General features: G+C 42.7%; 26 protein-coding genes. 20 read left to right on the forward strand and 6 right to left on the reverse strand.

The window, feature by feature from the left end; translation table 11 throughout:
• Positions 1 to 11: 11 nt before the first annotated feature.
• The 3 genes from LRR81_RS02480 to LRR81_RS02490 are packed head-to-tail and all read left to right on the forward strand — an operon-like array spanning position 12 to position 2,037.
• A complete protein-coding gene (locus LRR81_RS02480) occupies positions 12 to 791 on the forward strand; it encodes a metal ABC transporter ATP-binding protein (protein WP_231787709.1) in 780 nt (259 codons plus the stop codon).
• Positions 788 to 1,630 carry a metal ABC transporter permease gene (locus LRR81_RS02485; RefSeq protein ID WP_231787710.1) on the forward strand — a complete coding sequence of 281 codons (843 nt, stop codon included), beginning with the start codon at positions 788 to 790 and terminating at the stop codon, positions 1,628 to 1,630. Before LRR81_RS02480 ends, LRR81_RS02485 begins: the two co-directional genes overlap by 4 nt.
• Positions 1,627 to 2,037 carry a Fur family transcriptional regulator gene (locus tag LRR81_RS02490; RefSeq protein ID WP_231787711.1) on the forward strand — a complete coding sequence of 137 codons (411 nt, stop codon included), beginning with the start codon at positions 1,627 to 1,629 and terminating at the stop codon, positions 2,035 to 2,037. Before LRR81_RS02485 ends, LRR81_RS02490 begins: the two co-directional genes overlap by 4 nt.
• A gap of 31 nt (positions 2,038 to 2,068) precedes the next feature.
• On the opposite strand, the gene LRR81_RS02495 is transcribed toward LRR81_RS02490, so the two are convergent.
• Positions 2,069 to 2,641 carry a hypothetical protein gene (locus LRR81_RS02495; RefSeq protein ID WP_231787712.1) on the reverse strand — a complete coding sequence of 191 codons (573 nt, stop codon included), beginning with the start codon at positions 2,639 to 2,641 and terminating at the stop codon, positions 2,069 to 2,071.
• Between the two features lie 157 nt (positions 2,642 to 2,798).
• On the opposite strand from LRR81_RS02495, the gene LRR81_RS02500 reads away from it, so the two are divergent.
• Positions 2,799 to 3,242 (forward strand): DUF4190 domain-containing protein, encoded by a 444-nt coding sequence (locus tag LRR81_RS02500; protein WP_231787713.1) that lies wholly within the window; start codon positions 2,799 to 2,801, stop codon positions 3,240 to 3,242.
• Positions 3,243 to 3,292: 50 nt separating this feature from the next.
• Here LRR81_RS02500 and ispG read toward each other — a convergent pair whose 3' ends face one another.
• A complete protein-coding gene (ispG, locus tag LRR81_RS02505; RefSeq protein ID WP_231788593.1) occupies positions 3,293 to 4,402 on the reverse strand; it encodes a flavodoxin-dependent (E)-4-hydroxy-3-methylbut-2-enyl-diphosphate synthase in 1,110 nt (369 codons plus the stop codon).
• Positions 4,403 to 4,530: 128 nt separating this feature from the next.
• Positions 4,531 to 4,842: a hypothetical protein gene (locus tag LRR81_RS02510; RefSeq protein ID WP_231787714.1), complete on the reverse strand. Its 312-nt coding sequence runs from the start codon at positions 4,840 to 4,842 to the stop codon at positions 4,531 to 4,533.
• A gap of 128 nt (positions 4,843 to 4,970) precedes the next feature.
• Here LRR81_RS02510 and LRR81_RS02515 point away from each other — a divergent pair, with 128 nt between their 5' ends.
• Complete coding sequence (locus LRR81_RS02515) at positions 4,971 to 6,200, forward strand: MFS transporter (RefSeq protein ID WP_231787715.1); 1,230 nt, start codon at positions 4,971 to 4,973, stop codon at positions 6,198 to 6,200.
• A 38-nt stretch (positions 6,201 to 6,238) separates the two neighbouring features.
• Here the strand turns inward: LRR81_RS02515 and LRR81_RS02520 are convergent, their stop codons facing one another.
• Positions 6,239 to 7,021, reverse strand: coding sequence for a DUF1189 domain-containing protein (locus LRR81_RS02520; protein ID WP_269448518.1), 783 nt, complete (start codon positions 7,019 to 7,021; stop codon positions 6,239 to 6,241).
• Positions 7,022 to 7,244: 223 nt separating this feature from the next.
• Between LRR81_RS02520 and LRR81_RS02525 the strand changes: the two genes are divergently transcribed.
• The 13 genes from LRR81_RS02525 (at position 7,245) to phoU (ending at position 22,627) form a co-directional block, all read left to right on the forward strand.
• A complete protein-coding gene (locus tag LRR81_RS02525) occupies positions 7,245 to 8,876 on the forward strand; it encodes a Na/Pi cotransporter family protein (protein WP_231787717.1) in 1,632 nt (543 codons plus the stop codon).
• 58 nt (positions 8,877 to 8,934) lie between these two features.
• Complete coding sequence (locus LRR81_RS02530; protein WP_231787718.1) at positions 8,935 to 9,417, forward strand: DUF456 domain-containing protein; 483 nt, start codon at positions 8,935 to 8,937, stop codon at positions 9,415 to 9,417.
• Between the two features lie 429 nt (positions 9,418 to 9,846).
• Positions 9,847 to 10,455, forward strand: a complete 609-nt coding sequence (sodA, locus tag LRR81_RS02535; protein ID WP_231787719.1) for a superoxide dismutase — start codon at positions 9,847 to 9,849, stop codon at positions 10,453 to 10,455.
• Positions 10,456 to 10,569: 114 nt separating this feature from the next.
• Positions 10,570 to 11,853 carry an MFS transporter gene (locus LRR81_RS02540; protein WP_231787720.1) on the forward strand — a complete coding sequence of 428 codons (1,284 nt, stop codon included), beginning with the start codon at positions 10,570 to 10,572 and terminating at the stop codon, positions 11,851 to 11,853.
• A 139-nt stretch (positions 11,854 to 11,992) separates the two neighbouring features.
• Positions 11,993 to 14,140, forward strand: a complete 2,148-nt coding sequence (locus LRR81_RS02545) for a peptidoglycan D,D-transpeptidase FtsI family protein (protein WP_231787721.1) — start codon at positions 11,993 to 11,995, stop codon at positions 14,138 to 14,140.
• Between the two features lie 191 nt (positions 14,141 to 14,331).
• Positions 14,332 to 15,258 (forward strand): phosphate ABC transporter substrate-binding protein, encoded by a 927-nt coding sequence (locus tag LRR81_RS02550; protein ID WP_231787722.1) that lies wholly within the window; start codon positions 14,332 to 14,334, stop codon positions 15,256 to 15,258.
• 81 nt (positions 15,259 to 15,339) lie between these two features.
• A complete protein-coding gene (pstC, locus tag LRR81_RS02555; protein WP_231787723.1) occupies positions 15,340 to 16,260 on the forward strand; it encodes a phosphate ABC transporter permease subunit PstC in 921 nt (306 codons plus the stop codon).
• Positions 16,260 to 17,147 carry a phosphate ABC transporter permease PstA gene (pstA, locus tag LRR81_RS02560; protein WP_231787724.1) on the forward strand — a complete coding sequence of 296 codons (888 nt, stop codon included), beginning with the start codon at positions 16,260 to 16,262 and terminating at the stop codon, positions 17,145 to 17,147. The genes pstC and pstA overlap by 1 nt, the downstream gene beginning before the upstream one ends.
• A 20-nt stretch (positions 17,148 to 17,167) precedes the next feature.
• Positions 17,168 to 17,989 (forward strand): phosphate ABC transporter ATP-binding protein PstB, encoded by an 822-nt coding sequence (pstB, locus tag LRR81_RS02565; RefSeq protein WP_231787725.1) that lies wholly within the window; start codon positions 17,168 to 17,170, stop codon positions 17,987 to 17,989.
• Between the two features lie 50 nt (positions 17,990 to 18,039).
• The gene (gene pstB, locus LRR81_RS02570) at positions 18,040 to 18,777 is read left to right on the forward strand and encodes a phosphate ABC transporter ATP-binding protein PstB (RefSeq protein WP_231788594.1); all 738 of its coding nucleotides are present in this window, start codon (positions 18,040 to 18,042) and stop codon (positions 18,775 to 18,777) included.
• A gap of 357 nt (positions 18,778 to 19,134) precedes the next feature.
• Positions 19,135 to 20,952 carry a methyl-accepting chemotaxis protein gene (locus LRR81_RS02575; RefSeq protein ID WP_231787726.1) on the forward strand — a complete coding sequence of 606 codons (1,818 nt, stop codon included), beginning with the start codon at positions 19,135 to 19,137 and terminating at the stop codon, positions 20,950 to 20,952.
• Between the two features lie 24 nt (positions 20,953 to 20,976).
• Positions 20,977 to 21,774: a phosphate ABC transporter ATP-binding protein PstB gene (gene pstB / locus LRR81_RS02580; protein ID WP_231787727.1), complete on the forward strand. Its 798-nt coding sequence runs from the start codon at positions 20,977 to 20,979 to the stop codon at positions 21,772 to 21,774.
• A 193-nt stretch (positions 21,775 to 21,967) separates the two neighbouring features.
• On the forward strand, positions 21,968 to 22,627 hold the full coding sequence (gene phoU / locus LRR81_RS02585) for a phosphate signaling complex protein PhoU (protein WP_231787728.1): 660 nt from the start codon (positions 21,968 to 21,970) through the stop codon (positions 22,625 to 22,627).
• A gap of 200 nt (positions 22,628 to 22,827) precedes the next feature.
• Here the strand turns inward: phoU and LRR81_RS02590 are convergent, their stop codons facing one another.
• Together LRR81_RS02590 and LRR81_RS02595 are read right to left on the reverse strand one after the other, a co-directional pair.
• A complete protein-coding gene (locus LRR81_RS02590) occupies positions 22,828 to 23,304 on the reverse strand; it encodes an endolytic transglycosylase MltG (RefSeq protein WP_231787729.1) in 477 nt (158 codons plus the stop codon).
• Entirely contained in the window at positions 23,301 to 23,660 is a 360-nt protein-coding gene (locus tag LRR81_RS02595; RefSeq protein ID WP_231787730.1) for a hypothetical protein, read from the reverse strand. The genes LRR81_RS02590 and LRR81_RS02595 overlap by 4 nt, the downstream gene beginning before the upstream one ends.
• Before the next feature lie 118 nt (positions 23,661 to 23,778).
• Between LRR81_RS02595 and LRR81_RS02600 the strand changes: the two genes are divergently transcribed.
• Positions 23,779 to 24,252 (forward strand): hypothetical protein, encoded by a 474-nt coding sequence (locus tag LRR81_RS02600; protein ID WP_231787731.1) that lies wholly within the window; start codon positions 23,779 to 23,781, stop codon positions 24,250 to 24,252.
• Positions 24,253 to 24,257: 5 nt separating this feature from the next.
• Complete coding sequence (locus LRR81_RS02605; RefSeq protein ID WP_231787732.1) at positions 24,258 to 25,370, forward strand: glycosyltransferase family 4 protein; 1,113 nt, start codon at positions 24,258 to 24,260, stop codon at positions 25,368 to 25,370.
• Positions 25,371 to 25,419: the final 49 nt, after the last annotated feature.

Below are 25,419 nucleotides of genomic sequence, written 5' to 3' on the forward strand. Positions count from 1 at the left end.
AGGCACCCTTTATGACACATGCAATTGAAATTAGCCATTTAACTTATCAATATGACCGGCAGACGGTGCTTGAAGATATTAATCTGAATGTGGAAGAAGGAGCTTTTCTGGCCATTGTCGGGCCAAATGGATCCGGTAAAACCACTTTATTAAAATGCCTGCTTGGACTTTTAAAGCTGCAAAAAGGAGAAATCAAGCTTTTTGGCACACCTGTACAGCGATTTCGGCAATTTCATGAAATCGGGTTTGTTTCGCAAAAAGCGAACAGCTTTAACAGCGGCTTTCCGGCTACTGTAGAGGAAGTAGTCATGAGCGGCCTTACAGCCAAAATCGGCATGTTTAGAAGAGTAAAGCAAGAAGACCGGCAAAAAGTAAAAGAAGCAATCAATCAGGTCGGCATGTCAGCGTTTGAAAAAAGAAACATCGGCGAGCTTTCCGGCGGCCAGCAGCAGCGCGTATTTATCGCCAGAGCACTTGTTAGCGAGCCGAAGCTGCTGATACTTGATGAGCCTACGGTTGGGGTGGATGCTGCCACTGTCCAGGGTTTTTATGAAATGCTGAAGAACCTGAATCGAAATCTCGGGATTACCCTTTTGCTCGTTACCCATGACGTCGGCACCATTACAGACAAAGTAACAAGCGTTGCCTGCTTGAACAAAAGCCTTCATTTTCATGGAAATCCAGAGGCATATGAAGAAATGAACAATCAGCATTTATCTGAGATGTACGGGCATTCTGTGCATGCCATTTCACATGAACACCATCATCACAGCGGAGGATACCGATCATGATCAGCCAGTTTTTCGAATATGAGTTTCTGCAGAATGCCTTTTTTTCAGGTATCCTAATTGGATTAATAGCACCATTGCTTGGTGTATTTATTGTGGTGAGAAGATTGTCCCTTATTGCGGATGCATTAAGTCATGTGACGCTTGCAGGTATAGCAGCGAGTCTGCTGCTTGAAAAAAAGGTAGCCATGCTGACTGGACTGAATCCCATTTATATGGGAATGGCCTTTTCTGTCGGCGGTTCGTTTTTTATTGAAAAATTAAGAAGTGTTTATAAGCATTATCAGGAATTGGCCATTCCGATTATTTTGTCCGGAGGCATTGGGATCGGGGTTATTTTTATCTCTCTTGCAGATGGATTTAACACCGATTTATTCAGTTACCTGTTCGGAAGTGTGTCAGCTGTAACGAGGACAGATTTATGGATTGTCGCCGGGGTTTCTGTTTTTGTTCTGCTCGTTATTTATTTCCTATTTAAAGAGCTGTTTTTACTGTCGTTTGATGAAGAGCATGCACAGGCATCAGGTGTAAAAGCAAAATGGCTTCACTTTGTCTTTATTTTTACTGTAGCACTTGTCATTGCTGCTTCAATGAGAATTGTCGGCATTCTGCTTGTTTCCTCGCTGATGACACTGCCTGTTGCTGCGAGCATCAGGATAGCGAAAGGCTTCAAGCAGGCGATTTTTTTCTCTGTTCTGTTTGGGGAGGCATCTGTTATTATTGGATTATTCCTTGCTTTGCAGCTGGACCTGGCACCAGGCGGAACGATTGTTGTTCTTTCTGTCCTGATCCTTGCTGCTTCCATCTTCTGGAGCAAATTTAAGAGGAGTCCTGCACAATGAATGTTCAAGAAGCACTTTCATTATTAAAGGAAAAGGGCTATAAATATACGAGCAAGCGAGAAGAGATGCTGTCTTTTTTTGCCGGCTCCAATAAGTATTTGACCGCTAGAGATGTATTGAATTTTATGAAGGATGATTATCCGGGTCTTAGCTTTGATACGATTTACCGCAATCTTTCTCTTTTTGCCGAAATGGAAATATTGGAAGCAACAGAGCTATCTGGTGAAAAGCATTTCCGTTTTACATGTAACCCGGTCCACCACCATCATCATTTTATTTGCATGAGATGCGGCAAAACAAAAGAATTGCACTCCTGTCCGATGGAGAAGATAAACGAGGACTTAAAAGGATACGATGTAAGCGGGCATAAATTTGAAATTTACGGAAATTGTCCAGAATGCATTTAAAAAGCTTGCAGCCACTAAGGCTGCAAGCTTTTTACGTTAACTGCTGTTTTTCAAATTTCATCAGCCAGGCTGCTGCTTCCTTCCAGCTAGAAACCCGGATGACTTTTTCAGGCACAGGGTCTTGATTGTAAGGTGTGTTGAACAGCAGGACAGGAATTTGGCACTGCTCGCTGATCATGCAGGCATTATCATGCTTATCTTCAAAAAATACATCAATTTTATGTTTTTTAACCGTCTGTATTTTATCATGTGAACCGACAAGCTCAATTTGATGATAAGAAATAGCATTGTCATCAAACCATTTTTTTGTTAAATCAGCGAGCACTTTCCGGCGTGCACTGATAAAGATCAGCTGATGCTTTTCCTTCCATTGAAGCAATGTTTCCTTTGCATGAGCAGAAACAGGGGCTTCGCTGTAAATGACGGGCTCAAATTCATTCATCCAGTCATCCAGTACCTTTTCACTGACTTTGACCGCTTTCGTTAAGTCATAATCCATAATATCATCAAGTGTCAGCTCAAGGCCGAATGACTTGTTTAAGTAAGGAACAAACGTTTCTGGCGGCGTAACCGTTCCGTCAATATCAATTCCAAGACGCAGCATGGGGGACACTCCTTTTCAAACTTCACTCATAACCATTTTACATTTTATCATAAACAGGAATTTTGCTTAAAATGCGCAGAAAACTTTTACTGTTATACTTTTCCCCCCCGCATTTCATACTAATAAGGCTCCTTATACTGAAAGAGGGGGGAAAACAATGGACGAAGAAAGAAATGGCCGCGAGAGTTCAGAGGAACTTGAAGCGAGCAGCACCAATCTTGATGTTAACAGCAGGTTTACAGACGAAGATAACGCTGGAATGACGCCGGCGATCCTGCCTGCTCCTGTAGGCGCAGTTGATAAACATGATGAAGAAACATCAGCTGAACTTGCCGTGCCGGCGAATGATGTAAGAGATTATGGCAGGCCGCATGAACATGCTGCAGATGCTGACAGAACAGCAGCTGGCAGAACGACAGGCTATATCGCTTTGGCTCTTTCCATTATCGGGTTGTTTATTTTACCTGTTATTTTAGGAGCAGCAGGTATCATCGTCGGCTTTGTAGCCAGAAGAAGAGGGACGCGTTCTCTTGGAAACTGGGCAATCGGAATCGGCATTGTGGCCGTAGTAGTCGGTCTCTTTATCACACCGTTTTATTGATGCAGCAAAAAAGCTTCGGCATAGTGCCGAAGCTTTCTTCCTGTTTAAAATTATACATTCAGTGCTGCGTTTTCCGCTTCTTCTTTTTGCTTGGCGAAATACTCCGCAGCAATCAGGTCAATTTCTTTTTTCAGTTCGTCAACCATTGTTTCTTCAGGAACTTTTCGGACGATTTTGCCTTTCATGAAGAGCAGCCCTTCACCGCGTGCGCCGGCAATTCCGATGTCTGCTTCGCGCGCTTCTCCCGGCCCGTTCACAGCACAGCCAAGAACAGCAACCTTGATTGGCGCTTTAATAGTTGAAATATACTCTTCTACTTCGTTCGCGATGCTGATCAAGTCAATTTCAATGCGTCCGCAAGTCGGGCATGAAATAAGGGTAGCTGCATTGGAAGCAAGACCGAAAGATTTCAATAGTTCGCGCGCTACCTTCACTTCCTCAACAGGATCTGCGCTGAGAGAAATGCGAAGGGTATTGCCGATTCCCATGTTTAAAATGGCACCAAGGCCGGCTGCGCTTTTTACTGTACCAGCGAAAAGGGTTCCGGATTCTGTAATCCCAAGATGAAGCGGATAATCGAATGCTCTGGACGCTTTTTCATAAGCTTCAATCGCCAAATTCACATCAGATGCTTTCATTGAAACAATAATATCGTGGAAGTCTAGATCTTCCAGAATTTTAATGTGGTGAAGAGCACTTTCCACCATTCCATCAGCGGTAGGGTAGCCGTACTTCTCAAGAATTTTTTTCTCAAGAGACCCGGCATTAACACCGATTCTGATTGGAATGCCTTTTTCTTTTGCCGCTTTTACTACAGCTTCAACTTTTTCTTTCTTTCCAATGTTGCCCGGGTTGATGCGGATTTTATCTGCTCCGCCTTCAATAGCCTTCAGGGCCAGTTTGTAATCAAAATGAATATCTACAACCAATGGAATGTTGATGCGCTTTTTAATTTCAGGAATGGCCTCTGCAGCACGCATATCAGGGCATGCAACACGGACAACCTGGCAGCCTGCTTCTTCAAGGCGAAGGATTTCGGCAACCGTTGCTTCAACATCATGTGTTTTTGTTGTTGTCATGCTTTGTATAATTAACTCATTGCTTCCGCCGATTGTTAAATTGCCAACCTTGACGGGACGAGTCTTCGTACGATGTGTAATTTCACCCACGAGTGGATCTCTCCTTAAATAGAGTGGCCGGGCATAAGCACCGGTCTGTTGCTTGCATTAAATCTTCCTTATATATTGTAACAATGAAATTGCCGAATTGACAAGAATTTCGCCGTTTCTCACTTGTTATTTACAGGAAATCGATAGGTTTTCCCAATCACAATCATACCGGCCTTTACCCCAGGATTCAAGTGTTCGAATTCTTTTTCAGCCTTCTCGATAGACAGCTTGCCGGAAGAAGAGGAGGAAGGCAGGCTTTCTAAAATGGAAAGCATCGTATCACCGGATTTCACTGTAATCTCCTGATAGTTTTTTGCAGGGGCTTTCTTTTCATGAGAAGAAACCGCGGCGGGTAAAGTGCCTTTTGCCAAGTCATAATAAATTGTATAGAAAAGAAAACAAATCAGGAGCATGATAATTGGCCGCTTCATCTGGATAATCTCCTTCCGGAAAGAAAAGGTTCTAGTAAAGCTTATGCGGAAACTTGCAAACCATTCTCGCATTTAAAAATTTATGAATGGATAAGCAGCAGATGATAGAAGAAAGGAGAGCAGCATTAGTGAAAAAATCTACTCTATTAACTCTTTTAATTGGAGCGCTTCCTTTTTTAATGGTTCTCGCCAATTCCATGCTGATCCCGCTGCTGCCCCAATATGAAGGAGAATTAAAGCTCAGCAGCCATGAAGCAAGCCTTATTCTCAGCATGTTCAGCGTACCGGCCGCATTGATTATCCCTTTTGCGGGTTTTTTATCTGACAGGTACGGCAGAAAAAGAGTTATTCTCGTTTGTATGGCAGTGATCGCCGCAGGGGGGCTTTTATGTTCTTTTTCGGCAATCTTTCAGGGCAGGCTTGCCTATCAGGTTTTGCTTTCCGGGAGATTTATACAGGGGCTTGGGACAGGAGGCACAACTCCTCTTGCGATGGCCCTCATTGGAGATCTTTTTTACGGGGAAGAGAGATCAAGACAGCTTGGACTGCTTGAAGGGTTTAATGGCATTGCGAAGGTGCTGGCACCAATTGCAGGAGCGCTTTTTGGATTAATCAGCTGGTATGCTCCTTTTTTTATTTTTCCAGTTCTGGCTTTTGCAGCCGGCCTTGGGTTTTATCTATTGATAAAGAATGCTGAAACAGGAAGGGAAGACCATAGGCTTAGTGTTTATTTGAAAAATATAGGAGCAGCTGTGAAAAGGGAAAAAGGCTGGAGGTTCGCCGCTTTTCTTTATGGGGGGGCAGGACTTTTCCTTTTATATGGCCTTCTTTACTTTTTGGCTTATACAATAGAAGAAACTTTCCATATAGACGGTTTTTTTAAAGGTTTTGCTTTTGCATTCCCGCTTGGTTCTCTGACAATTGCTTCTTATTGGGCTGGAAAGAGAATGAAGACAAGCGCTCACTTAATGCAGAGATATTTAGCAGCAGGATCTGTTCTTTTGCTGCTTTCTTTTGCACTGCTCGCGATGATCCATTCGTTTTCCTTCCTCATGTTCTTTTTGACCGTGGGATTTGGAGGGCTTGGACTTGTGCTGCCTTGCCTGAACAGCTTTGTTACGTCGAGTACAGCTGATTCAGAAAGAGGGTTTGTCGTTGGATTGTATGGAACGGCAAGGTTTCTCGGTGTGGCGCTTGGACCGATACTCTTCAGCGTCATGATGGAGAATCCGTCAAGCATGTTTGTTATCTGTATGGCCATTTTGACAGCCGTACAGGCAGTATTCTGGATTTCCTATTATAGAAGAGCCATTGGGCATTTTTTTAAGAAGGCAGCAAAAAGAAGGGCATATGATTAAGAAACATAGAAAAAATCCTGTCATAAGACAGGATTTTTTTAAGCTTGTTTTTTTCCGGCAGGTTTTCCTGGAACTTCTTTTAATGACAGGAACAGCATGATCAGGTGTATGGCCCAATTCACGAGGGCTGCGCTGATAACATGGATTTGAAGCACACCTGTAATGGCGAAAAAGAGAGTGCTTAATGTTACCGCATAGGCTGAGATAACCCATAACTGCTTGAAGTTCATCCGTTTTCCTGCAGCATTTTTAAACAGCAGGCCGATCAAAGCAAGTATTGTCACTTCAATAAACTTTGAGGCGGAAGAAAATAAGTAAACGATGACGGAAAGAATACCGATGATCAGAGGCTTCATGGCACTAACCTGATCGGCAAATCCTGCTACATCTTCTTTCGTTAAGTTCACATTCCCCGCCAAATTGTATGTATAGCTTTGAGATTGGCCGCCAGTAACCAGCACAAATTGATTTTTCAAAAGGCCGACAGCATTTTGCTTTTCTTCCATTTCCTTTTGGCCGTATGCGCCTGTTGAATCAAATACAAACATATAGCTGCCGCGTTTAACTTCTACCGGGTTTTTAACGCGTGACTGCAGCTCGCCATTTGCGATTTGAAAATCAGGAAAATCCTTTTTCAGTGATTGATCAAATCCTGAGAGTGCTGAAGCGGCAAGGCTTACCAAAAAGAAAATAACAGGGAGTGCGGCCAGTACTGAAATTAGAAAAACATAGAGAATGGTTTTTCCGATACCTTGAAAGCGGAAAGAGGCCATTGATTTCGGAGAAATAATGCTTTTGTAAAATTGTGTGAATAGATTCAGCTGAAATCACTTCCTTTCGATGTAACTCTTCTATTATACAAGAAAAACAGGGGCAATGAATACAGGGTATTGGCAGTTTCAGCCTTGAGACAGGAACGCTTTGTAAAGGATGTGTCAGAAGTAAAGAAAAAACTTTACAAAAAATATGGGCATGGTTAATAATTGGGGAGGACTTATGGTTTATATATGAAAGAGAGAGTTATGCTTAAAGGGGCTGAACAGGTTGAGCATCAATATCCAAGAAATGATATTTCAATTTATAGGCGGATTGGGTATCTTTCTATTCGGTATAAAATATATGGGTGTTGCTCTTCAGCGCGCTGCAGGTGACAGGCTTCGTGAAAGCCTTGATAAATATACATCAAGCCCGCTGTATGGCGTGCTTACCGGAATTGTATTTACAGTGCTGATTCAGTCAAGCAGCGGCACAGTGGTCCTGGTAATCAGCCTGGTGTCTGCAGGTTTTTTGTCGTTAAGACAATCAATCGGAATTATTCTTGGCGCGAATATCGGTACAACAGTAACAGCGTTCATAATAGGCATTAAAGTATCGGAATATTCTTTGCCGATTCTTGCAGCAGGTGCTGTAATGCTTTTCTTCTTTAAAAGTAAAAAAGTACAAAATGTAGGACAGGTTATCTTTGGGTTTGGGGGGCTGTTCTACGGTCTTGAGCTTATGGGACTCGGTCTAGAGCCGCTTGGGAGGCTCCATAATGCTGATCAGCTGGCAGCTGTTATGGGAAATAATCCGCTTCTCGGCGTATTGGCCGGAACGCTGTTAACGGTAATCGTTCAAAGCTCCAGCGCATCTGTCGGTATTCTGCAGGAGCTGTTTTCACAAAATTTAATCGATTTAAAATCTGCTCTGCCTGTCCTGTTTGGAGATAACGCAGGCACAACGATTACTGCAGTTCTTGCCTCAATCGGCGCTTCTGTTTCGGCAAGAAGGGCTTCGCTTGCACATGTGACATTCAATTTAGCAGGAGCATTTATTTTTCTATTAATTTTGCCGCTCTATACTTCGTTCATTCAGGCAGTGGAAATGAATCTTTCACTTGATCCAAAGCTCACCATTGCTTTTGCGCACGGTGCTTTTAATATCACCAACACCCTGCTGCAGCTTCCGTTTGCTGGCGCGCTTGCATGGTTTGTGACAAAGTGCATTCCAGGCAGTGATACGCTTGCCGAGCATAAAACAAAGCACCTCGATCCGGTCTTTATAGAACAGTCATCAGCTATTGCTCTTGGACAGGCGAAAGAGGAGATCCTAAAAATGGGAAGACTTGCTTCCGCCGGGTTGAAGGAATCTAATTTATATTTAAAAACGAATCAGCAGAAGCATGCAGAAAATGCACTGCAAATAGAAGATGCCATCAATAACCTGGATAGGAAAATAACAGATTACCTCGTCATGATTGCCAGAAACGAACTTTCAAGAGGAGAATCGGAAGAACATACCATATTATTAAATACAGTCAGAGACATCGAGCGGGTAGGAGACCATTTTGAAAACATTATTGAGCTGGTTGATTATCAGCTGTCAAACAAAGTGAAAATAACTCCGGAAGCGATGCTTGATCTGGAACAGATGTTTAAAGCGGCCTCAGAGGCAGTAGTGCATGCCCTTCTGGCGCTGGATGACAAAGACACCAAAATTGCCAGCAGGGTTCTGCAGCAGGAAGAAATGATTGACAGCATGGAACGGAACTTAAGGAAAAAACATATTATCAGGATTAATGAAGGAACGTGCACCGGCCAGGCCGGCATCGTTTATGTGGATATTGTCAGCAATCTCGAACGGATCGGAGATCATGCGGTAAATATTGCAGAGGCAGTGCTGGGCTATCGATTCTAATAAAAAGTAAGAGATTTAGTTATAATGTAAGCAAAAGCATGCTTACAGGAGGCAGCAGATGGATTTTCTTTTTTGGACGATTATTGTCATTATGTTTCTCATAGCCTTTGCAGGCCTGGTGTACCCGATTATTCCCAGTGTGGTTTTTATTGTCGGCGGATTTGTCCTTTACGGCTTGTTTTTTGGCTTTAAGCAACTTGGGTATACTTTTTGGATCGTGGAAGGTATTTTCACGGCAGTTCTCTTCGCAGCAGATTATTTAACAAATTTAATAGGCATCAAGCGGGTCGGAGGGAGCAGGGCAGCTGTATGGGGAAGCACAATCGGACTGATTGCCGGTCCCTTTATCATTCCTCTAGCCGGTATTATTATCGGCCCGTTCGTTGGAGCTGTTTTGGCTGAGCTGATTGTTCACCGCAAAGACCTGGCAACTTCCATAAAGGTAGGAATAGGCTCGCTGATAGGTTTTATTTCAAGCGTTTTTGCAAAAGCTGTTATCCAGCTGATCATGATCATTTATTTTTTGTTTGTTGTTTTGTGAAAATTGGAAAACAGCCGCAGCTGTTCTTTTATGCGGCTGTTTTTTTATTATGCTATGTTAAAGAAAATGCTGATTTTTGAGCACCTGTTGATCTGCGTTCCAGGCGGGAGCCTCCTGCGAAAGCAGCGGGACAGGTGAGACCTAAGCAGGCGCGAACCGGCGAGGAGGCTCAGGCGCCCGCGCCGCGTAAAGCGGACGCCTGAGTACTGCAATCAACAGGCTAATTTAACAGAGCCTTTCATTAAAACGTGAAAAGCATGCTAAAGAAGCTTGCTGGAAATGATAACGTTATCTTTTCTGAAAAGGAAAGCGTATATTTTTATGCATATTCTTTGAAAGAACGAGCTGTATTTGGTAATCTGAAGTTGGAGTATTCGATAAACAGCGTTTATCGGTTTAAAAACTAATACATATCAAGGAGGAATTAAAATGGCTCATACACTGCCTGAACTGCCATACGGTTATGATGCACTTGAACCGCATATCGACAAAGAAACAATGAACATTCACCACACGAAGCACCATAACACTTATGTAACAAACTTGAATGGTGCATTGGAAGGCCATGATGACCTTCAAAACAAAAGCGTAGAAGAACTGATTAAAGATCTTAACTCAGTTCCTGACACAATCCGCACTGCTGTGCGCAACAATGGCGGAGGACATGCCAACCACACTTTCTTCTGGCAAATCCTTTCTCCAAACGGCGGCGGAGAGCCAAGCGGCGAGCTGGCTGATGCAATCAGCAGCAAATTCGGCAGCCTGGATCAATTCAAAGAAGAATTCGCTAATGCAGCAAAGGGACGCTTCGGCTCAGGCTGGGCATGGCTTGTTGTGAATAATGGCGAATTAGAAGTAACAAGCACTCCAAACCAGGATTCTCCTATCATGGAAGGCAAAACACCTGTACTTGGTCTTGATGTTTGGGAGCATGCATACTACTTGAACTATCAAAACCGCCGTCCTGACTATATTTCAGCATTCTGGAATGTAGTAAACTGGGATGAAGTGTCAAAACGCTATTCAGCTGCAAAATAAATCATAAAGACAGAGCGGCCCCTGGCTGCTCTGTCTTTATTTATAAGATCAAAATTTTTTACATATCTCCCTACTCTCTAGGAACACTAACACCTAGAGAAAGGGAGTTTTTATATGGCAAAGTTTCAGAAGGTGATCGGGGATATTGAAATCAACCGGGATCTGGTATTTCTGCTCATCATAGGAGGACTCTATTCCCTAAGCATTTCATTATCCAACACGTTTGTGAACGTCTTTTTATGGAAGCAGACAGGAGAATTTAGAGACCTTGGCATTTACAATCTGGCAGTTGTCATTTTTCAGCCTTTGACCTTTATTCTCGCAGGATGGACTGCTAAAAAAATTGACAGAGTAACGGTGCTCAGGCTCGGCGTTTTGTTTCTTTCTATTTTTTACATTTTTGTTTTGTGGATTGGTGAGAATGCCAGCAGTTATTTATTTTTGCTTGGCGCACTTCTTGGAGTCGGTTATGGTTTTTACTGGCTGGCCTTCAACGTGCTCACTTTTGAAATAACTGAACCGGAGACTAGAGACTTTTTCAATGGATTTCTTGGTATTTTAACATCTTCGGCTGGGGCAATCGGACCGATCGCTGCCGGAGCCGTCATTTCCAGATTTATCAGCGATACTGGCTACAGGCTTATTTTCGGGCTTTCATTCTGTCTCTTCGCATCCGCAGTTTTGCTTAGTCTTTTTTTAAAGCGCAGGCCGGCACATGGCAGGTATATGCTCAAAAGAGTCTTTTCGGAACGGCAGCATAATGAGAATTGGAGAGCCATTACAAATGCTCACTTTTTCCAGGGGTTAAGAGAGGGGACATTCGCATTTATCATAGGGGTCTTTGTTTTCATCGCCACTGGAAGCGAGCTGGCACTTGGTACGTTCGGGCTTGTGAATTCCGGGATTGCCTTTATTGCCTATTATTTTGTTTCAAGGCTGATCAAAAAGAAAATAAGGAAAAAATCAATTCTTGCAGGCGGACTGATTCTTTACCTTTCCTTGTTTCTGCTGCTTTTCAACATGAGTTTTCAAAGTCTTCTGCTTTACGCCGTATGCATCGCTGTTGCCTATCCGCTTTTGCTCGTACCTTACGTTTCCCTGACTTATGATGTCATAGGGACATCGTGGAATGCTGCTGAAGCGAGAATTGAGTACATCGTTGTCAGAGAACTGTTTCTAAATGCAGGCAGGATTGTTTCTCTTCTCCTTTTTCTAGGTGCTGTTACATTTTTTGCTCAAGGCAAAAGCATTCCAATCCTGCTTGCCATCGTTGGGGCAGGCCATGCGCTCATCTATCCGTGCATCAGAAAGATACACCTGAAGGAAAAAACGGATGAAAGGGAAAACAAGCCCGCCATGCCTGATTCCAGTCTTCTCGACGGTGATAATGCAACATAACAATTGGGTAACAAAACCTTCAGAATTCTAGAATTATCCGTTTTGCACCCGTACAATGAAAGAACACCATGTGATGGTGTTTTTTTTATTGTTTTTAATACGGCTGAGAGGCTGACATTCCAGAAAAAGGGTGAAAAGAATGGAAAAAAGGCAAGATAAGCTGACAGAAAAAAATCAAAAAAAACGTTTGCCAACACGGCTAAATATGCTGTTCCTGCTGATTTTCCTTGTTTTTACCGGCGTCATTCTCAGGCTTGGCGTACTTCAGATCGTAAATGGCACATCCTTTGAAAAAGCTGTGCGTGAAAAGGAAGAAGTAAAAATCAGCACCACTGTGCCAAGAGGGAAAATGTTTGACCGGAATTTTAACCCTGTAGTAGACAATAAATCGCTGAATGCCATTACATACACGCGTTCTGATGCTGCAACACAGGAGGACAGGCTGAAGGTTGCAAAAGAGCTTGCTGCCATGATTAAAAAGGATACAAGCAGCCTGACTGAACGGGACATGAAAGATTACTGGATTTTAACAAGGCCTGATAAAGCTGAAAAGAAGCTGACTAAAGCAGATTTAAAAAAAGAGGAAGATGGAGTAATCGATCAGGCAAAATTGTATGAAATTCAAACAAGCAGGGTGACGAAAGAGGACCTTTCAGAATTAAAACCCTCTGAATTAGAAGTAGCTGCAATCAAGCATGATATGGACGGTGGTTTTGTCAACACTCCTCAAATTATTAAAAACAAAGATCTTACTCCTGAAGAGTTCGCCTATGTAAGCGAACATCTCAGCAGAATGCCGGGTGTAGATGTTACTGCTGACTGGGAGAGAAATTATCCGTACCAGGATATGCTGAGAACCCTGCTTGGAAATATTACTTCGCCAAGCAAAGGGCTGCCAGAGGATAAAAAAGACTACTATCTAAAAAAAGGATATAGCCGGAACGATAGAGTCGGCACAAGCTATCTTGAATATCAGTATGAAGAGTACCTTCAGGGAAAAAAGGCAAGAGGAAGAAATGTAACGGATAAAAAAGGAAGAATCCTTAATACAGATATTACAAAGCCAGGGCAGAACGGAAAAGATCTTGTTCTGACGATTGATATGCAGCTTCAGGCAGAGGTAGAGAAAATCATTTCAGAAGAACTGGCAAAAGCAAAGCAAAATGATGGTACTGCTCTCCTGGACCGTGCGTTTGTCGTCATGATGGATCCAAGGAACGGGGAGGTCCTCTCAATAGCGGGGAAGCAATATGGGAAAGATAAAAAAGGCAAAACCGTGTTAAACGACTTTTCTCTCGGCGCGATGACATCCTCCTATACGATGGGGTCAGCGGTAAAAGGAGCAACAGTTCTCACTGGTTATAAATCAGGGGAAATCAAGCCCGGAACTGTCCAGATGGATGAACCGCTGTATATAAAGGGTTCTGCACCGAAAAAATCCCATGAGAATATGGGAATGGTCAATGACTTGGACGCATTAAAGCGCTCCTCAAATGTCTACATGTTCAAAACAGCCATTAAAATGGGCCATGGAAAATATGAAAAACATAAGCCGCTGCCATTAAGAAAAGAAGCCTTTACTGCCTTTCGCGACAGCTTTGCTGAGTTCGGCCTCGGCGTGCCGACAGAAATTGGACTTCCGAATGAAGCAAAGGGGTACAGAGGAAAGATTACCACTTCTGGCCTTCTGCTTGATGAAGCCATCGGCCAGTTCGACACGTATACACCCCTTCAGATGGCTCAGTACGTCTCAACCATCGGCAATGGAGGCAACAGGATGAAGCCTCAGCTTGTGAAAGAAATCAGGTATCCGGATCCGAAAAAAGGGCTTGGGTCTGTGGCCCAGGCAGAAAAGCCTGAAACACTGAATAAATTGGATATGAAGCCAAGCCAAATTCAAAGAGTCCAGGAAGGGTTCCGCCAGGTTATGCAGGAAAAAGGGGGGACAGCGCATCCGTATTTTATGGGGGCAGTTTACAATCCTGCAGGAAAGACAGGCACTGCCGAGGCTTTTTATGACGGTCCTGATAAAAGCAAATTTCTTACTCCTGTATATAACCTGACACTCGTTGGCTATGCACCTGCCGATAAGCCTGAAATCGCCTTTTCTGTTGTTGTGCCATGGGCATATGATAAGCCGAAAAATGCACACCCAATCAACGAAATGATCGGCAGAAGAATCATGGATAAATATTTTGAACTGAAGGAAAAACAGGAAAAAGAAAATCTTGAAACAAAAAACCAGGATAAAATCGAGCAAAAAGTGCTGGATAGGACGAATGAATAAAAGACTATATTCATGCCTAAAATATTAGAACCTTTAAATAAGGGAGCATTTTCAGCGGGATATATCGACATAAAGTATCATAAATTTACAAAACCTTAACATTTGATTAATGTATGGTTAACACTAGCCCGTTATGCTGTTATACGTAGGACAAACACCGAAATATTAAATTTTTTAGGGGGATTTAAGCAATGAAGAAAGCAAAAAGTTTAGCTCTATTCCTAGTTATGGCAGCACTGCTTGTATTCGCAGCAGCTTGCGGTAACTCTGGAGACAAGAAAGAAGAAGGAACTGACGGCGGCAAAGCTGGCGGCGACACTAAAACTGAAGAAGTTTCTGGTACAGCTACAGCTTCCGGTTCAACTGCACTTCAGCCACTTGCACAAGCAGCAGCTGAAGAATTCATGAATGAAAATTCAAAAGCTGAAATTCAAATTCAAGGCGGCGGTTCTGGTACAGGACTTTCCCAAGTAGCTGACGGCGCTGTTAACATGGGTAACTCTGACGTGTTCGCTGAAGAAAAAGACGGCATTCCAGCTGACAAGCTGACTGACCATAAAGTTGCTGTTGTAGCTATGACAGCTGCTGTAAACCCTAAAGCAGGCATCACTGATATTTCTAAAGAAGATCTTAAAAAAGTATTCACTGGCAAAGTTAAGAACTGGAAAGAAGTTGGCGGCAAAGACCTTAAAATCACTCTTGTAAACCGTCCAGAATCTTCCGGTACACGCGCTACTTTTGATAAATTTGCTCTTGACGGCGAAAAGCCGGCTGAAGGCATCACTGAGGATTCTTCCAACACAGTTAAAAAGATCATCTCTCAAACAGACGGAGCTATCGGCTACCTTGCAACATCTTACTTCACTGATGACAAAGTAACTCAACTTTCTATCGATGGCGTTAAAGCTGACGAAGAAAACGTAACTTCAGGCAAGTTCCCAGTATGGGCTTACGAGCATGTTTACACTAAAGGCGAAGCTACTGGCGTAACTAAATCTTTCCTTGACTACATGATGAGCGAAAAAGTTCAAAACGAAATCGTTCCTCAACAAGGCTACTTTGCTGTTACAAAGATGAAAGTAGAACGTGACGCAGAAGGCAAAGTAACAAACAAGTAATAACCAGCAAGCTACAATCAAACATAGGGTAAGTGTCGAAAGACATTTACCCTATTATGATGTAATTGGGAGTGGTACTTAATGGAAAAGAGGCTGCAGCAGTCGGCTAAAGAGAGATTAATCTACAGTAGAGAGAATAGAAGATCGGATGAAGTACGCGGCAGAATTCTTGTAACAGCAGCAGCGCTGATTATGATTGCAGCGACAGTTGCCATTACAATTTTCCTTGGGGTGAAGGGGCTTCAGTCATTTTTAGTAAATGGTGTAAGCCCAATTGAATTCTTAACCAGCACAAAATGGAGCCTTGGGGACGATCACTACGGAGTGCTTCCATTTATTTTTGGTTCATTTGCAGTCACATTTCTGTCTGCAATAATTGCCGGACCTCTAGGGATCGGTGCTGCCATTTTTATGACAGAGATCGCACCTTCCTGGGGCAAGAAAATCTTGCAGCCGGTTGTGGAATTGCTGGTAGGCATTCCTTCCGTTGTTTATGGATTCATAGGTCTTACAGTATTGGTTCCGTTTATTGGGAATACTTTCCCCAATTCAAATGGCTACAGCCTTTTGGCAGGATTTATTGTGTTATCTGTTATGATCCTGCCGACAGTAACGTCAATTGCAGCAGATGCCATGAGCTCATTGCCGAAAAGTTTGAAAGAAGGCAGCTATGCCCTTGGAGCTACAAGATGGCAGACAATTAGAAAAGTATTGCTTCCTGCTGCGGCACCAACGTTAATGACCGCGATTGTTCTAGGAATGGCGCGCGCATTTGGTGAAGCATTGGCGGTTCAGATGGTAATCGGTAACGTGACCAGCATTCCGAAAAGCCCCACAGAACCTTCCGCAACTCTAACATCAATCCTAACGCAAAATATAGGAAACACGGTATCAGGCAGTGTAGACAACAGCCTGATGTGGTCAATGGGATTAATCCTGTTAATTATGTCGTTCATATTTATTGCGTTTATCCGCTTCTTGTCTGCTAGGAGGAAAATTTAATGAACAGTAAATTATCTGACCGCATAGCGACAGGTGTGTTTGTTGCTATAGCAGTAATTATAGTAGCATTATTGTTTAGTTTGCTCGGTTATATTTTGTTTAAAGGACTAAGTGTTTTTCCTGAAAACTTTCTTACAAAACCATCGTCCACATACGGCAGCGGCGGCGGAATACGCGACCAGCTGTTTAATTCCTTCTATATGCTAGTTTTAACGATGATCATAACAATACCGCTTGGAGTAGGAGGCGGGATTTATATGGCGGAATACGCCCGTCCCGGCAGACTAACCGATATTGTCAGAACCTGTATAGAAGTTCTGGCTTCTCTTCCATCCATTGTTATTGGTGTTTTCGGGCTTTTGGTGTTTGTACAGCTGACAGGCTGGGGATATACATTGATAGGGGGAGCGCTTGCGGTTTCAATTTTCAACCTGCCGGTAATGGTTCGTGTAACAGAGGATGCGATCCGTAATGTACCAGGCGATCAAAAGCAGGCAAGCCTTGCACTTGGTGTGACAAAATGGCATACAATCAAAACAGTGCTCGTTCCAGCTGCCATTCCTTCCATTATAACTGGAGCGATACTGGCTGCAGGACGAGTGTTTGGTGAAGCTGCTGCCCTGCTGTTTACTGCAGGACAGGTGACATCTAGAGTGGATTATGGAAACTGGAACCCTTTTTCCGATAATTCACCGTTAAATCCATTCAGAACAGCTGAAACACTTTCTGTTCATATTTGGGCTGTAGAAACACAAAGTACTTTGCAGAATACAGAGATAGTGGCAGGTGCTGCTGCTGCCGTTCTTGTCATTTGTGTACTGATCTTTAATCTGCTGGCCCGTTTGCTTGGCAGTGTGATCTATAAAAAGCTTACAGCTACTAAATAAGAAGGTTGGGGTGATCTCTGATGGCTCAGTTTACACAAACAATTGCTTTAAAAGAAAATAAAGAAAAAAGAGACGACTCGGCGAATAAGCCTGCTGTCCTAAAAGTAGATGATCTAAGCATTTTTTATGGGGAGAAACGTGCTGTGAACAGCGTTTCTTTCGATATTGGCGAAAATGCTGTAACAGCTCTTATCGGCCCTTCAGGGTGCGGAAAGTCAACTTTTCTTAGAAGCATTAACAGGATGAATGATCTTATTCCTGGTTCCCGGAGTGAAGGAAAGATCATGTATGAAGATATCAATATCCTGGATAAAAACATTAATGTGGTCGCTTTAAGAAAGGAAATCGGCATGGTCTTCCAGAAGCCGAATCCTTTTCCAAAATCAATTTACAATAATATTACACATGCTCTCAGGTTTAACGGGACCCGAAAAAAATCCGAATTAGATGAAATTGTGGAAGAAAGCCTGACAAAGGCGGCCCTTTGGACGGAAGTGAAAGACAGGCTGCACTCTTCTGCGCTGTCTCTATCCGGAGGACAGCAGCAGCGTCTATGCATCGCCCGGACTATTGCAATGAAGCCGACAGTTCTATTGCTGGACGAGCCTGCTTCAGCACTTGATCCGATTTCCAATAGTAAAATTGAGGATTTAATCATTGATCTGAAAAAAGAGTTTTCTATTGTAATCGTAACGCATAATATGCAGCAGGCTTCCCGTATTTCAGATAAGACAGCGTTCTTCCTGAATGGCGACCTGATTGAGTATGATAACACAGAAAAAATCTTTACAAACCCGAATGAGAAACGGACAGAAGAATACATTACGGGAAGATTTGGATAAGGGGGAGTACCTTCGTGACGACCGCTGTAAAAACAAATGAAGTTTTTCAAATGAAAGACTTGAATTTATGGTATGGTGACAACCATGCGTTAAAAAACCTTAATTTTTCAATATATAAGAATGAAGTAACAGCTATTATCGGCCCTTCAGGGTGCGGTAAATCTACTTACATTAAAACACTGAACCTGATGATCAATATGGTTCCTGGTGTGCGCATGTCAGGCGAAATTAATTATCAGGATAAAAATATTTTGAGCTCAAAGCTTGACCTTGTTGAGTTAAGAAAAAATGTTGGAATGGTGTTCCAAAAAGGAAATCCATTTCCTCAATCCATTTATGATAATGTAGCCTATGGCCCGAGAATCCATGGGATTAAAAATAAGAAAAAGCTTGATGAACTTGTTGAGAAGTCTTTAAAAGACGTTGCGCTGTGGGAAGAGGTCAAAGACCGTCTTCAAACAAGTGCTATGGGTCTCTCAGGCGGCCAGCAGCAGCGCTTGTGCATTGCAAGAGCACTGGCTACAACGCCGAATGTTTTGCTGATGGACGAGCCTACTTCTGCTCTTGATCCAATATCTACTCTTAAAATTGAAGAGCTGGTGCTGGAGCTGAAGAAAAAGTATACCATCGTGATGGTGACTCATAACATGCAGCAGGCAGCCCGCGTTTCTGATAAAACAGCTTTCTTCCTAATGGGAGAACTGGTTGAAATAAATGAAACAGATATTATTTTTTCCAAACCAACTGACCAGCGAACAGAAGATTATATTTCTGGCAGATTCGGCTAATAATAAGATTATTCGAAAACCTCCAGCCAAAAGGCGGGAGGTTTTTTTATGTTTTTTAGGGTCAGTTCACCATATTATCCTAGCATCCAGTACGCTTTAAATCTTTTTAGAGAAAGGAGGTCTGAACTTGAGTGAATTGAGAATTCAAACAGAGAGAACAGCCGCTGCTATACGAGACTCCCTGTAAATATTTTGGTTAGGTAGTTATGCACAAAAAACTGCCGAAATCATAGGTAATTTGAATCATTAATTTGTAAATTTCATGTTAAGTTTCTCCAAATCATGAGACAAGAAGCCCGGTCTGAATTAAGATATGAATGTAGAACACAAGGTCTTTTGAATGATATGGAGGGTCACATGTTTAAACAGCTTAGAAACATTAAATTTCGCCAGCGATTCGGAAACCTGTCAGCTATTTGGGAAAGATATTCATTCAGCAAAAAGATATTAACAACGTTCAGTATTGCTATCGGTCTTTTTATCATTTCAGCTCTAATCGTTGTTTTTCTTTTAAATCATGTCATCAGCACCGCTGCCGATATGCAGACGAAAAGCAAGAGGGCAGTGCTTGTCACTCAAATGGGTTCCTTAATCAGGGCGAAAGATATACATATTGCGGACTATATTACATTTCAAAAAGATCAGGATATTAAGGATTACAGAAAAAGCAGAAATGAATTGAACGAGCTTTTGGAAGAGCTTGAATCAACTTCTGGCGGAAGCTCTATTGAAAAGAACCTGAAGCAGCTGAAAAGCAGTAATCAGAAAATCGATCAGCTTTTTATTTCTTCAGTAGCTCCATCTGTTGTGCGTCTTGACGAGGAGATTTACACAAAAGACAGAGCAGCTATTTCAAACCTTCGCGATCAGAATATAAAGGTGCTTGATGAAGCAAGGGAAACGAGCATTAAGGAAAGTGAAGAGTCACAGGCAGCTGTTAAAAGCGGCATCATGTTTTCATCCATTCTTCTTCTCGGAGCCATTTTGGTTTCTGCTCTATCAGGAGGTACGATTCTTCTCCTTGTCATTCAAGGGATCAAGCGCAAGCTTCGCGATGCTGCGGCACTTGCCAAAGAGGTTGCAGAAGGAAGGCTGAGCAGCAAGAGAATTGAATACAGCAGCAATGATGAAATTGGCCATTTAATTCATGCAGTAAACCATGTTTCAGCAAGCCTTAAAGAGATTGTAGCTGAAATAGCAATGGTTTCGGCAGATTTGAATAGGCAATCAAACGAACTGCTTCATTCTTCCAGCGAAATATCCAAAACGAGCAATGAAGTGGCCGCAACGATGACGAACCTTTCCTCAAGCACGGAAGAGCAGGCATCCTATATTGGTACAGCACTTGAATCCTTTGAGCATTTTAATCAGGATATTCAGAGTGCAGCAAACAAAGGAAGCGAGCTGGAGGATTCTTCAGCAGCGGTTAAACGGATGACAGATGAAGGAAACAAGGCAATGGAAACGTCCATTAAGCACATGGATGAAATGTATGAGGATATTAAACAATCATATGAAGAGCTTGCAAGCCTTGAAAAGGATATTTTAAAGGTTTCAAAGCTGTCAGAGGTTATTCAGGACATTGCGGATCAGACAAACCTGCTTGCCTTAAATGCGGCGATCGAAGCAGCCAGAGCAGGAAGTGCCGGCAGAGGATTTTCTGTGGTAGCAGACGAAGTCAGAAAGCTCGCGGGCCAGGTCGGCCAGTCAGTGGTCGAAATCAATGCGATTACAAAAGAAATCAGAACCAATTCCCGCACAGTGACAAAGTCATTGATGAAGGGCTATGAAGAAGTGCAAAAAGGAACGCAGCAGATCAAACTGACTGAAGACAAATTCAGCCAGATTAACGATGAAATGAATTCTATGGCGGATAATGTCTCCACAACAAGCGGTGTCCTTCAGGGGATACACCAGCAAAGTGAAAGTATTATGTCAGGGTTTCAAAACATCTCGGCTGTTTCACAGGAATTTTCAGCAGGCTCTCTCCAGACATCGAAATCTATTGAAGAGCAAAATTTGGAACTATCACAAATGCTTGAGCGGATTAAGCTGCTTCAATCCTATGCTGACCAGCTTTCCGGAAAAGTAGATTTATTTATTCTGGAAGAGGAAGACAATCGAGTACAAGATAGAGACGCAGATGGAGCTATAGAGCTACAGCATGCAGGTTAATTTAATAAATCTAGGGGGATTTACATGGAAGCAACTGCAGTTAAACCAGCAGAAAAAAGCAGTCAAAAAAGCGTTGTTTATAAAACAGAGGGGCTGAACCTCTGGTATGGAAAAGAGCAGGCGCTGAAAGAGATTAACCTGGACGTTTGTGAAAATGAAGTAACGGCGATTATTGGACCTTCAGGCTGCGGAAAATCCACTTATATTAAAACGCTCAACCGGATGGTTGAATTGATTCCAAGTGTCCGTACAACAGGCAAAATCATATACAGGGGGCACAATATTTTTGATTCTCACTACCGTGTAGAGGAACTGCGTACACAGGTAGGGATGGTTTTTCAAAAAGCCAATCCGTATCCGAAATCCATTTATGAGAATGTTGCTTACGGTCCAAGAATACATGGTCTTCGAGACAAAAAGGAATTGGATCAAATTGTTGAAAAAAGCTTAAGGCAAGCAGCCATTTGGGATGAGGTAAAAGACAGGCTGAAGGAAAATGCCCACGGTCTTTCCGGCGGCCAGCAGCAGCGTCTGTGCATCGCCCGCTGCCTTGCAATTGAACCGGATGTCATCCTCATGGATGAGCCTACTTCTGCCCTTGATCCTATTTCAACGCTTAAAATAGAAGAATTGGTTCAGGAACTGAAAAAGAATTACAGCATTGTGATCGTCACTCATAACATGCAGCAGGCTGCAAGGATTTCGGATAAAACAGCTTTCTTCCTGAATGGAGAAGTCATTGAGTTTTCTGACACAAACAAAATTTTTCAGGATCCGGATGACAAGCGTACCGAAGATTATATTACAGGCCGATTTGGGTAAAGAAAAGACCGCATCCGATGCGGTTTTTTTAACTTTGTTCAGCAGAAAAACCAGCTGCATGATAGGGATTTATTAAATTAACAATAGAATTTTCTCATGGAAGAATATTTTTCCTGATCTTTTGAAAACTAGTATATGTTAACTGGTCATTATGCTTTACAATAGAAAGAAACATAAAAGGAGGAGAGCAAACATGCCAGGACGCGAAAAATTCCAACTAGACCTTAATACTTTGCGCGACAAATTAATCGAAATTGGCAGCTTAACTGAAATTGCTCTTTCTAAAGCAATTGATACATTGGAAAGACAGGACATTGACAGGGCGCTTGAAATTATTGAAGAAGACAAAGCGGTAGATGTATTGGATGAAGAAATCAATGATACCGCCATCTTGCTGATTGCGAAGCAGCAGCCGGTTGCAACAGATCTAAGAAGAATCATTGTAGCCATTAAAATATCCAATGAGCTTGAAAGGATGGCTGACTTCGCCGTAAACATAGCAAAAGCAACGATAAGAATCGGTGATGAGCAGCTGATTAAGCCGATTGTACATATTAAACAGATGACAGAAATCTGTGCACAAATGCTGTCGCTCTCTTTGAAAGCTTACAACGAAGAAGATATCGTTCTGGCTAAAAAGGTAGCGGATATGGATGATCAAGTAGACAGCCTGTACGGCCATATTATTAAAGAGTTGCTTGAGCTGACACAGGATAAGCGGGAATCAATGCAGCAGATTACCCAGCTCCTGTTAGTTTGCCGTTATTTAGAAAGATTCGGAGATCATGCGACAAACATTTCCGAAGGAGTATTTTACCTAGTAAAAGGACGCCATTATGATTTAAATACTTAAAAAAAAGGCGATTTTTTTTGCACCTGTTGATTGGAGTGACAGGCGGGAGAAGCGGGACAGGTGAGACCCTACAGGGGCTAAGGCGCCCGTCCCGCAGAAAGCTGAAGCCTGCAACCGAAATCAACTGCCGAATACAAAAGAGCCAAAAAAATAAAATCCGCTGATTATAAGCGGATTTTATTTTATCTTTAGCGCTTTTCTTATTTAACAAGCACTCTTGTGATCTGTTTGAAGCTCATGCCTTGCTTAAGCCTGAAAGTCCCAGCACGGACCTTTGTTTGATTGCCGGTATCGGCCAGATAGGTGGCATAGTCTCTGGCAGAACTCACCATCCCTGCCTGTTCAAGTACTTTTGCTATGTCTCCGGTACTCATGCCGTCTTGAATCGTCAGAGAAAAGGGCTTGGCAGCAGCTGGCTTTGCTTCAGCCGGTTTTGGCGCTGCTTCACCGCTTTTGGCAACAGCAGATTCTTTTAAAGCAATCAGTTTTTCATAATCTTTTCTTGGAACGGCAATTTGGTCTTTTGCAGACAGATGATTTTGAACATCCTGGTCTGTAACGGAAGCTGTGACTGCTTTTGTCGTTTCTTTCGGCTCTGTCATGAAATACGCAGCGGCAAGTATGCCTGAGCTGAGAATGATTCCGGCAGAAAAGGCTCTGAGAATATTTTTGCTCATGTCAGCACCCTCTCATTGTTTTTTACAATGGTTTTGGCTTCAAACAAAGAAAGGTTCTCAGATTGAGCAATGGCTTCGAAAGACATCCCGTTTTGGTATTTTGCCATAACCTTTTTCACAAGCTGGGGATCTATTGTTTCATCTTTACTTGAGTTACGGGGGAATTGCGGATCATTTTGGAGAAGCTCTTCTTCCAGAATGCGCATTTTCTTCTTCAGCTTATAAATTTCCTGCATAGCAGAGAGCTGAAGGTGTTCAAATTCCTGTTCCAGCTCCTTGACCTTATCGCGCTGGAAAAATGAAGCGGCCAGCAGAATAATCGCAATAGCCAGCAAAATGATTAGAACGGTTACCATGAAATTCACCTTCTTACAAAGTTTTCATTATACAGTTATATCACAATTTGTCGAAGAAATTAATCCTTTTAAGAAAAGAAGTTAAAAACAGAATAAGCAAAAGCAGGTGGAGGAACAGATGTCTGAACAGAATAAGCCTGTAAACCACTATACAAATATACGAGAATCTGCGGCAGTTTCAGGGGATGCGGCAAAGCTTTTTCCTGCAATAGGAATTGTAAAAGTGAAATTTAATATAAGCCAGCTCTCAGCCCTGATATGCCCGCATTTGCTGCGTGAGCCGTTTGAATCACTGTATAAAGTTTTAAGAATCTATCATGGCAGCGGGGAGGAGCAAGTCTGCTTTGACTATCGGGTTACTGAATTAAGCGGGGAGCTTTTTCATAAAAGACGCACCAGCCATAGTATTTTGAAAGCTGAGCTTTTAATCTTCAACTCTCAAAACAAAAGGGTTTGTTTAGCTGAATCTGATACTATTCATTCTTTTTCAGCTAAAATGGCTGATAAATCCTACACATGGAACAAACCAAAGAAAGAGAAGGACTGGAAACACTTTTTTTCTGCCTATACCGATTATAAGGGAGAGGAATAGCCAATATGAAAGTGTTGATGATCTCTTCCGAATATCCCCCTGTCATTCATGGCGGCCTCGGAAGGTACATGCAGGGGCTTGTCTCCCCGCTTGCTCAAAAGCTCAGCGCATTATCTTTGCTGACAGCCCCTCATCCAGAATGCGAAGCAAAAGAAGTGATGGGAAACTTAGCTGTCAGCCGTCCCGCCATTGCCGGGACACCGGAAAATCTGATGGATTGGGTGATGCAGTTTAACTTTGCCAGCTGTGAAAGTGTCTTAAAAGAGGGCCTGGACTTTGATTTAATCCATGTGCACGACTGGCTTGCCGCTCCCGCTGGAATAGCCTTAAAAGAGCTGGCAAAAGTCCCGCTGATTGCTTCCTTTCATGCAACAGAAAAAGGAAGGAAAGAAATGCTGCTTTCTGAACAGGAGCATGCCATAGCTTCCATTGAATCAGATCTGGCAAAGAAAGCTGAACAAATTATTGTTTGCAGCGAATACATGAAAAGAACGGTCCAGCATGAATTTGGAGTGCAAAATGCGGCTGTGATCAGAAGCGGAAATGCATGGAGCGCTTTTGGTCAAAACAAAACAGAGGACGGCGGATATGTATTCGCGATGGGAAGATTTGTTAAGGAAAAAGGGTTTGGAGATTTAATAAAAGCTTTTTCTTCTATCCATGTAAATTATCCGGGCATCAGGCTATTGCTTGCAGGAGAAGGACCGCTAAAAGATGAATACATGCAGCAGGCTAAAGAACTCGGCGTTTCAGAAAAACTGCTGCTTCCAGGATTTTTAGAAGGAGAAGCACTGATCAGGACCGTTGATGCGGCTCATATTTGCGTTATACCAAGCCTGTACGAGCCTTTTGGCCTTTCGGCACTGGAATGCATGGGGAGAGGAAAATCTGTTCTCTCATCATCTGCAGGAGGGCTTGAGGAACTGATCATTCATCAGGAAACAGGTTTACTGTTCGAAGGCGGTGATGAAGCCGGCCTTGTAGCCGGGATGGAACAGCTCTTACAGGATACTGCACTCCGGGAAAAACTGGCCGCGGCAGCACTTAAAGAAAGCTTGCACTATACATGGGGGAGGGCAGCAGGGGAAATGTACAGCATTTACAGCAAGATGCTGTGAATAGTTAAGAGCTCCAAGTTGTCTATTCAGCTTAAATAGAAACGGCACT

Source organism: Metabacillus kandeliae (assembly GCF_021166585.1).
Classification (GTDB): domain Bacteria; phylum Bacillota; class Bacilli; order Bacillales; family Bacillaceae; genus Metabacillus_B; species Metabacillus_B kandeliae.

Excerpts from the sequence above, each read along its gene's own strand:
- LRR81_RS02590 (WP_231787729.1), bottom strand. The coding sequence starts at position 23,304 with ATGAGCAAAAATATTCTCAGAGCCTTTTCTGCCGGAATCATTCTCAGC.
- LRR81_RS02595 (WP_231787730.1), bottom strand. The coding sequence starts at position 23,660 with ATGGTAACCGTTCTAATCATTTTGCTGGCTATTGCGATTATTCTGCTG.
- LRR81_RS02495 (WP_231787712.1), bottom strand. The coding sequence starts at position 2,641 with ATGCTGCGTCTTGGAATTGATATTGACGGAACGGTTACGCCGCCAGAA.
- sodA (WP_231787719.1), top strand. The coding sequence starts at position 9,847 with ATGGCTCATACACTGCCTGAACTGCCATACGGTTATGATGCACTTGAA.
- LRR81_RS02530 (WP_231787718.1), top strand. The coding sequence starts at position 8,935 with ATGGATTTTCTTTTTTGGACGATTATTGTCATTATGTTTCTCATAGCC.
- pstB (WP_231787727.1), top strand. The coding sequence starts at position 20,977 with ATGGAAGCAACTGCAGTTAAACCAGCAGAAAAAAGCAGTCAAAAAAGC.
- LRR81_RS02550 (WP_231787722.1), top strand. The coding sequence starts at position 14,332 with ATGAAGAAAGCAAAAAGTTTAGCTCTATTCCTAGTTATGGCAGCACTG.
- pstB (WP_231787725.1), top strand. The coding sequence starts at position 17,168 with ATGGCTCAGTTTACACAAACAATTGCTTTAAAAGAAAATAAAGAAAAA.
- LRR81_RS02605 (WP_231787732.1), top strand. The coding sequence starts at position 24,258 with ATGAAAGTGTTGATGATCTCTTCCGAATATCCCCCTGTCATTCATGGC.
- LRR81_RS02500 (WP_231787713.1), top strand. The coding sequence starts at position 2,799 with ATGGACGAAGAAAGAAATGGCCGCGAGAGTTCAGAGGAACTTGAAGCG.
- LRR81_RS02485 (WP_231787710.1), top strand. The coding sequence starts at position 788 with ATGATCAGCCAGTTTTTCGAATATGAGTTTCTGCAGAATGCCTTTTTT.
- pstC (WP_231787723.1), top strand. The coding sequence starts at position 15,340 with ATGGAAAAGAGGCTGCAGCAGTCGGCTAAAGAGAGATTAATCTACAGT.
- pstB (WP_231788594.1), top strand. The coding sequence starts at position 18,040 with ATGAAAGACTTGAATTTATGGTATGGTGACAACCATGCGTTAAAAAAC.
- LRR81_RS02540 (WP_231787720.1), top strand. The coding sequence starts at position 10,570 with ATGGCAAAGTTTCAGAAGGTGATCGGGGATATTGAAATCAACCGGGAT.
- phoU (WP_231787728.1), top strand. The coding sequence starts at position 21,968 with ATGCCAGGACGCGAAAAATTCCAACTAGACCTTAATACTTTGCGCGAC.
- LRR81_RS02480 (WP_231787709.1), top strand. The coding sequence starts at position 12 with ATGACACATGCAATTGAAATTAGCCATTTAACTTATCAATATGACCGG.
- pstA (WP_231787724.1), top strand. The coding sequence starts at position 16,260 with ATGAACAGTAAATTATCTGACCGCATAGCGACAGGTGTGTTTGTTGCT.
- LRR81_RS02510 (WP_231787714.1), bottom strand. The coding sequence starts at position 4,842 with ATGAAGCGGCCAATTATCATGCTCCTGATTTGTTTTCTTTTCTATACA.
- LRR81_RS02600 (WP_231787731.1), top strand. The coding sequence starts at position 23,779 with ATGTCTGAACAGAATAAGCCTGTAAACCACTATACAAATATACGAGAA.
- LRR81_RS02545 (WP_231787721.1), top strand. The coding sequence starts at position 11,993 with ATGGAAAAAAGGCAAGATAAGCTGACAGAAAAAAATCAAAAAAAACGT.
- LRR81_RS02575 (WP_231787726.1), top strand. The coding sequence starts at position 19,135 with ATGTTTAAACAGCTTAGAAACATTAAATTTCGCCAGCGATTCGGAAAC.
- LRR81_RS02490 (WP_231787711.1), top strand. The coding sequence starts at position 1,627 with ATGAATGTTCAAGAAGCACTTTCATTATTAAAGGAAAAGGGCTATAAA.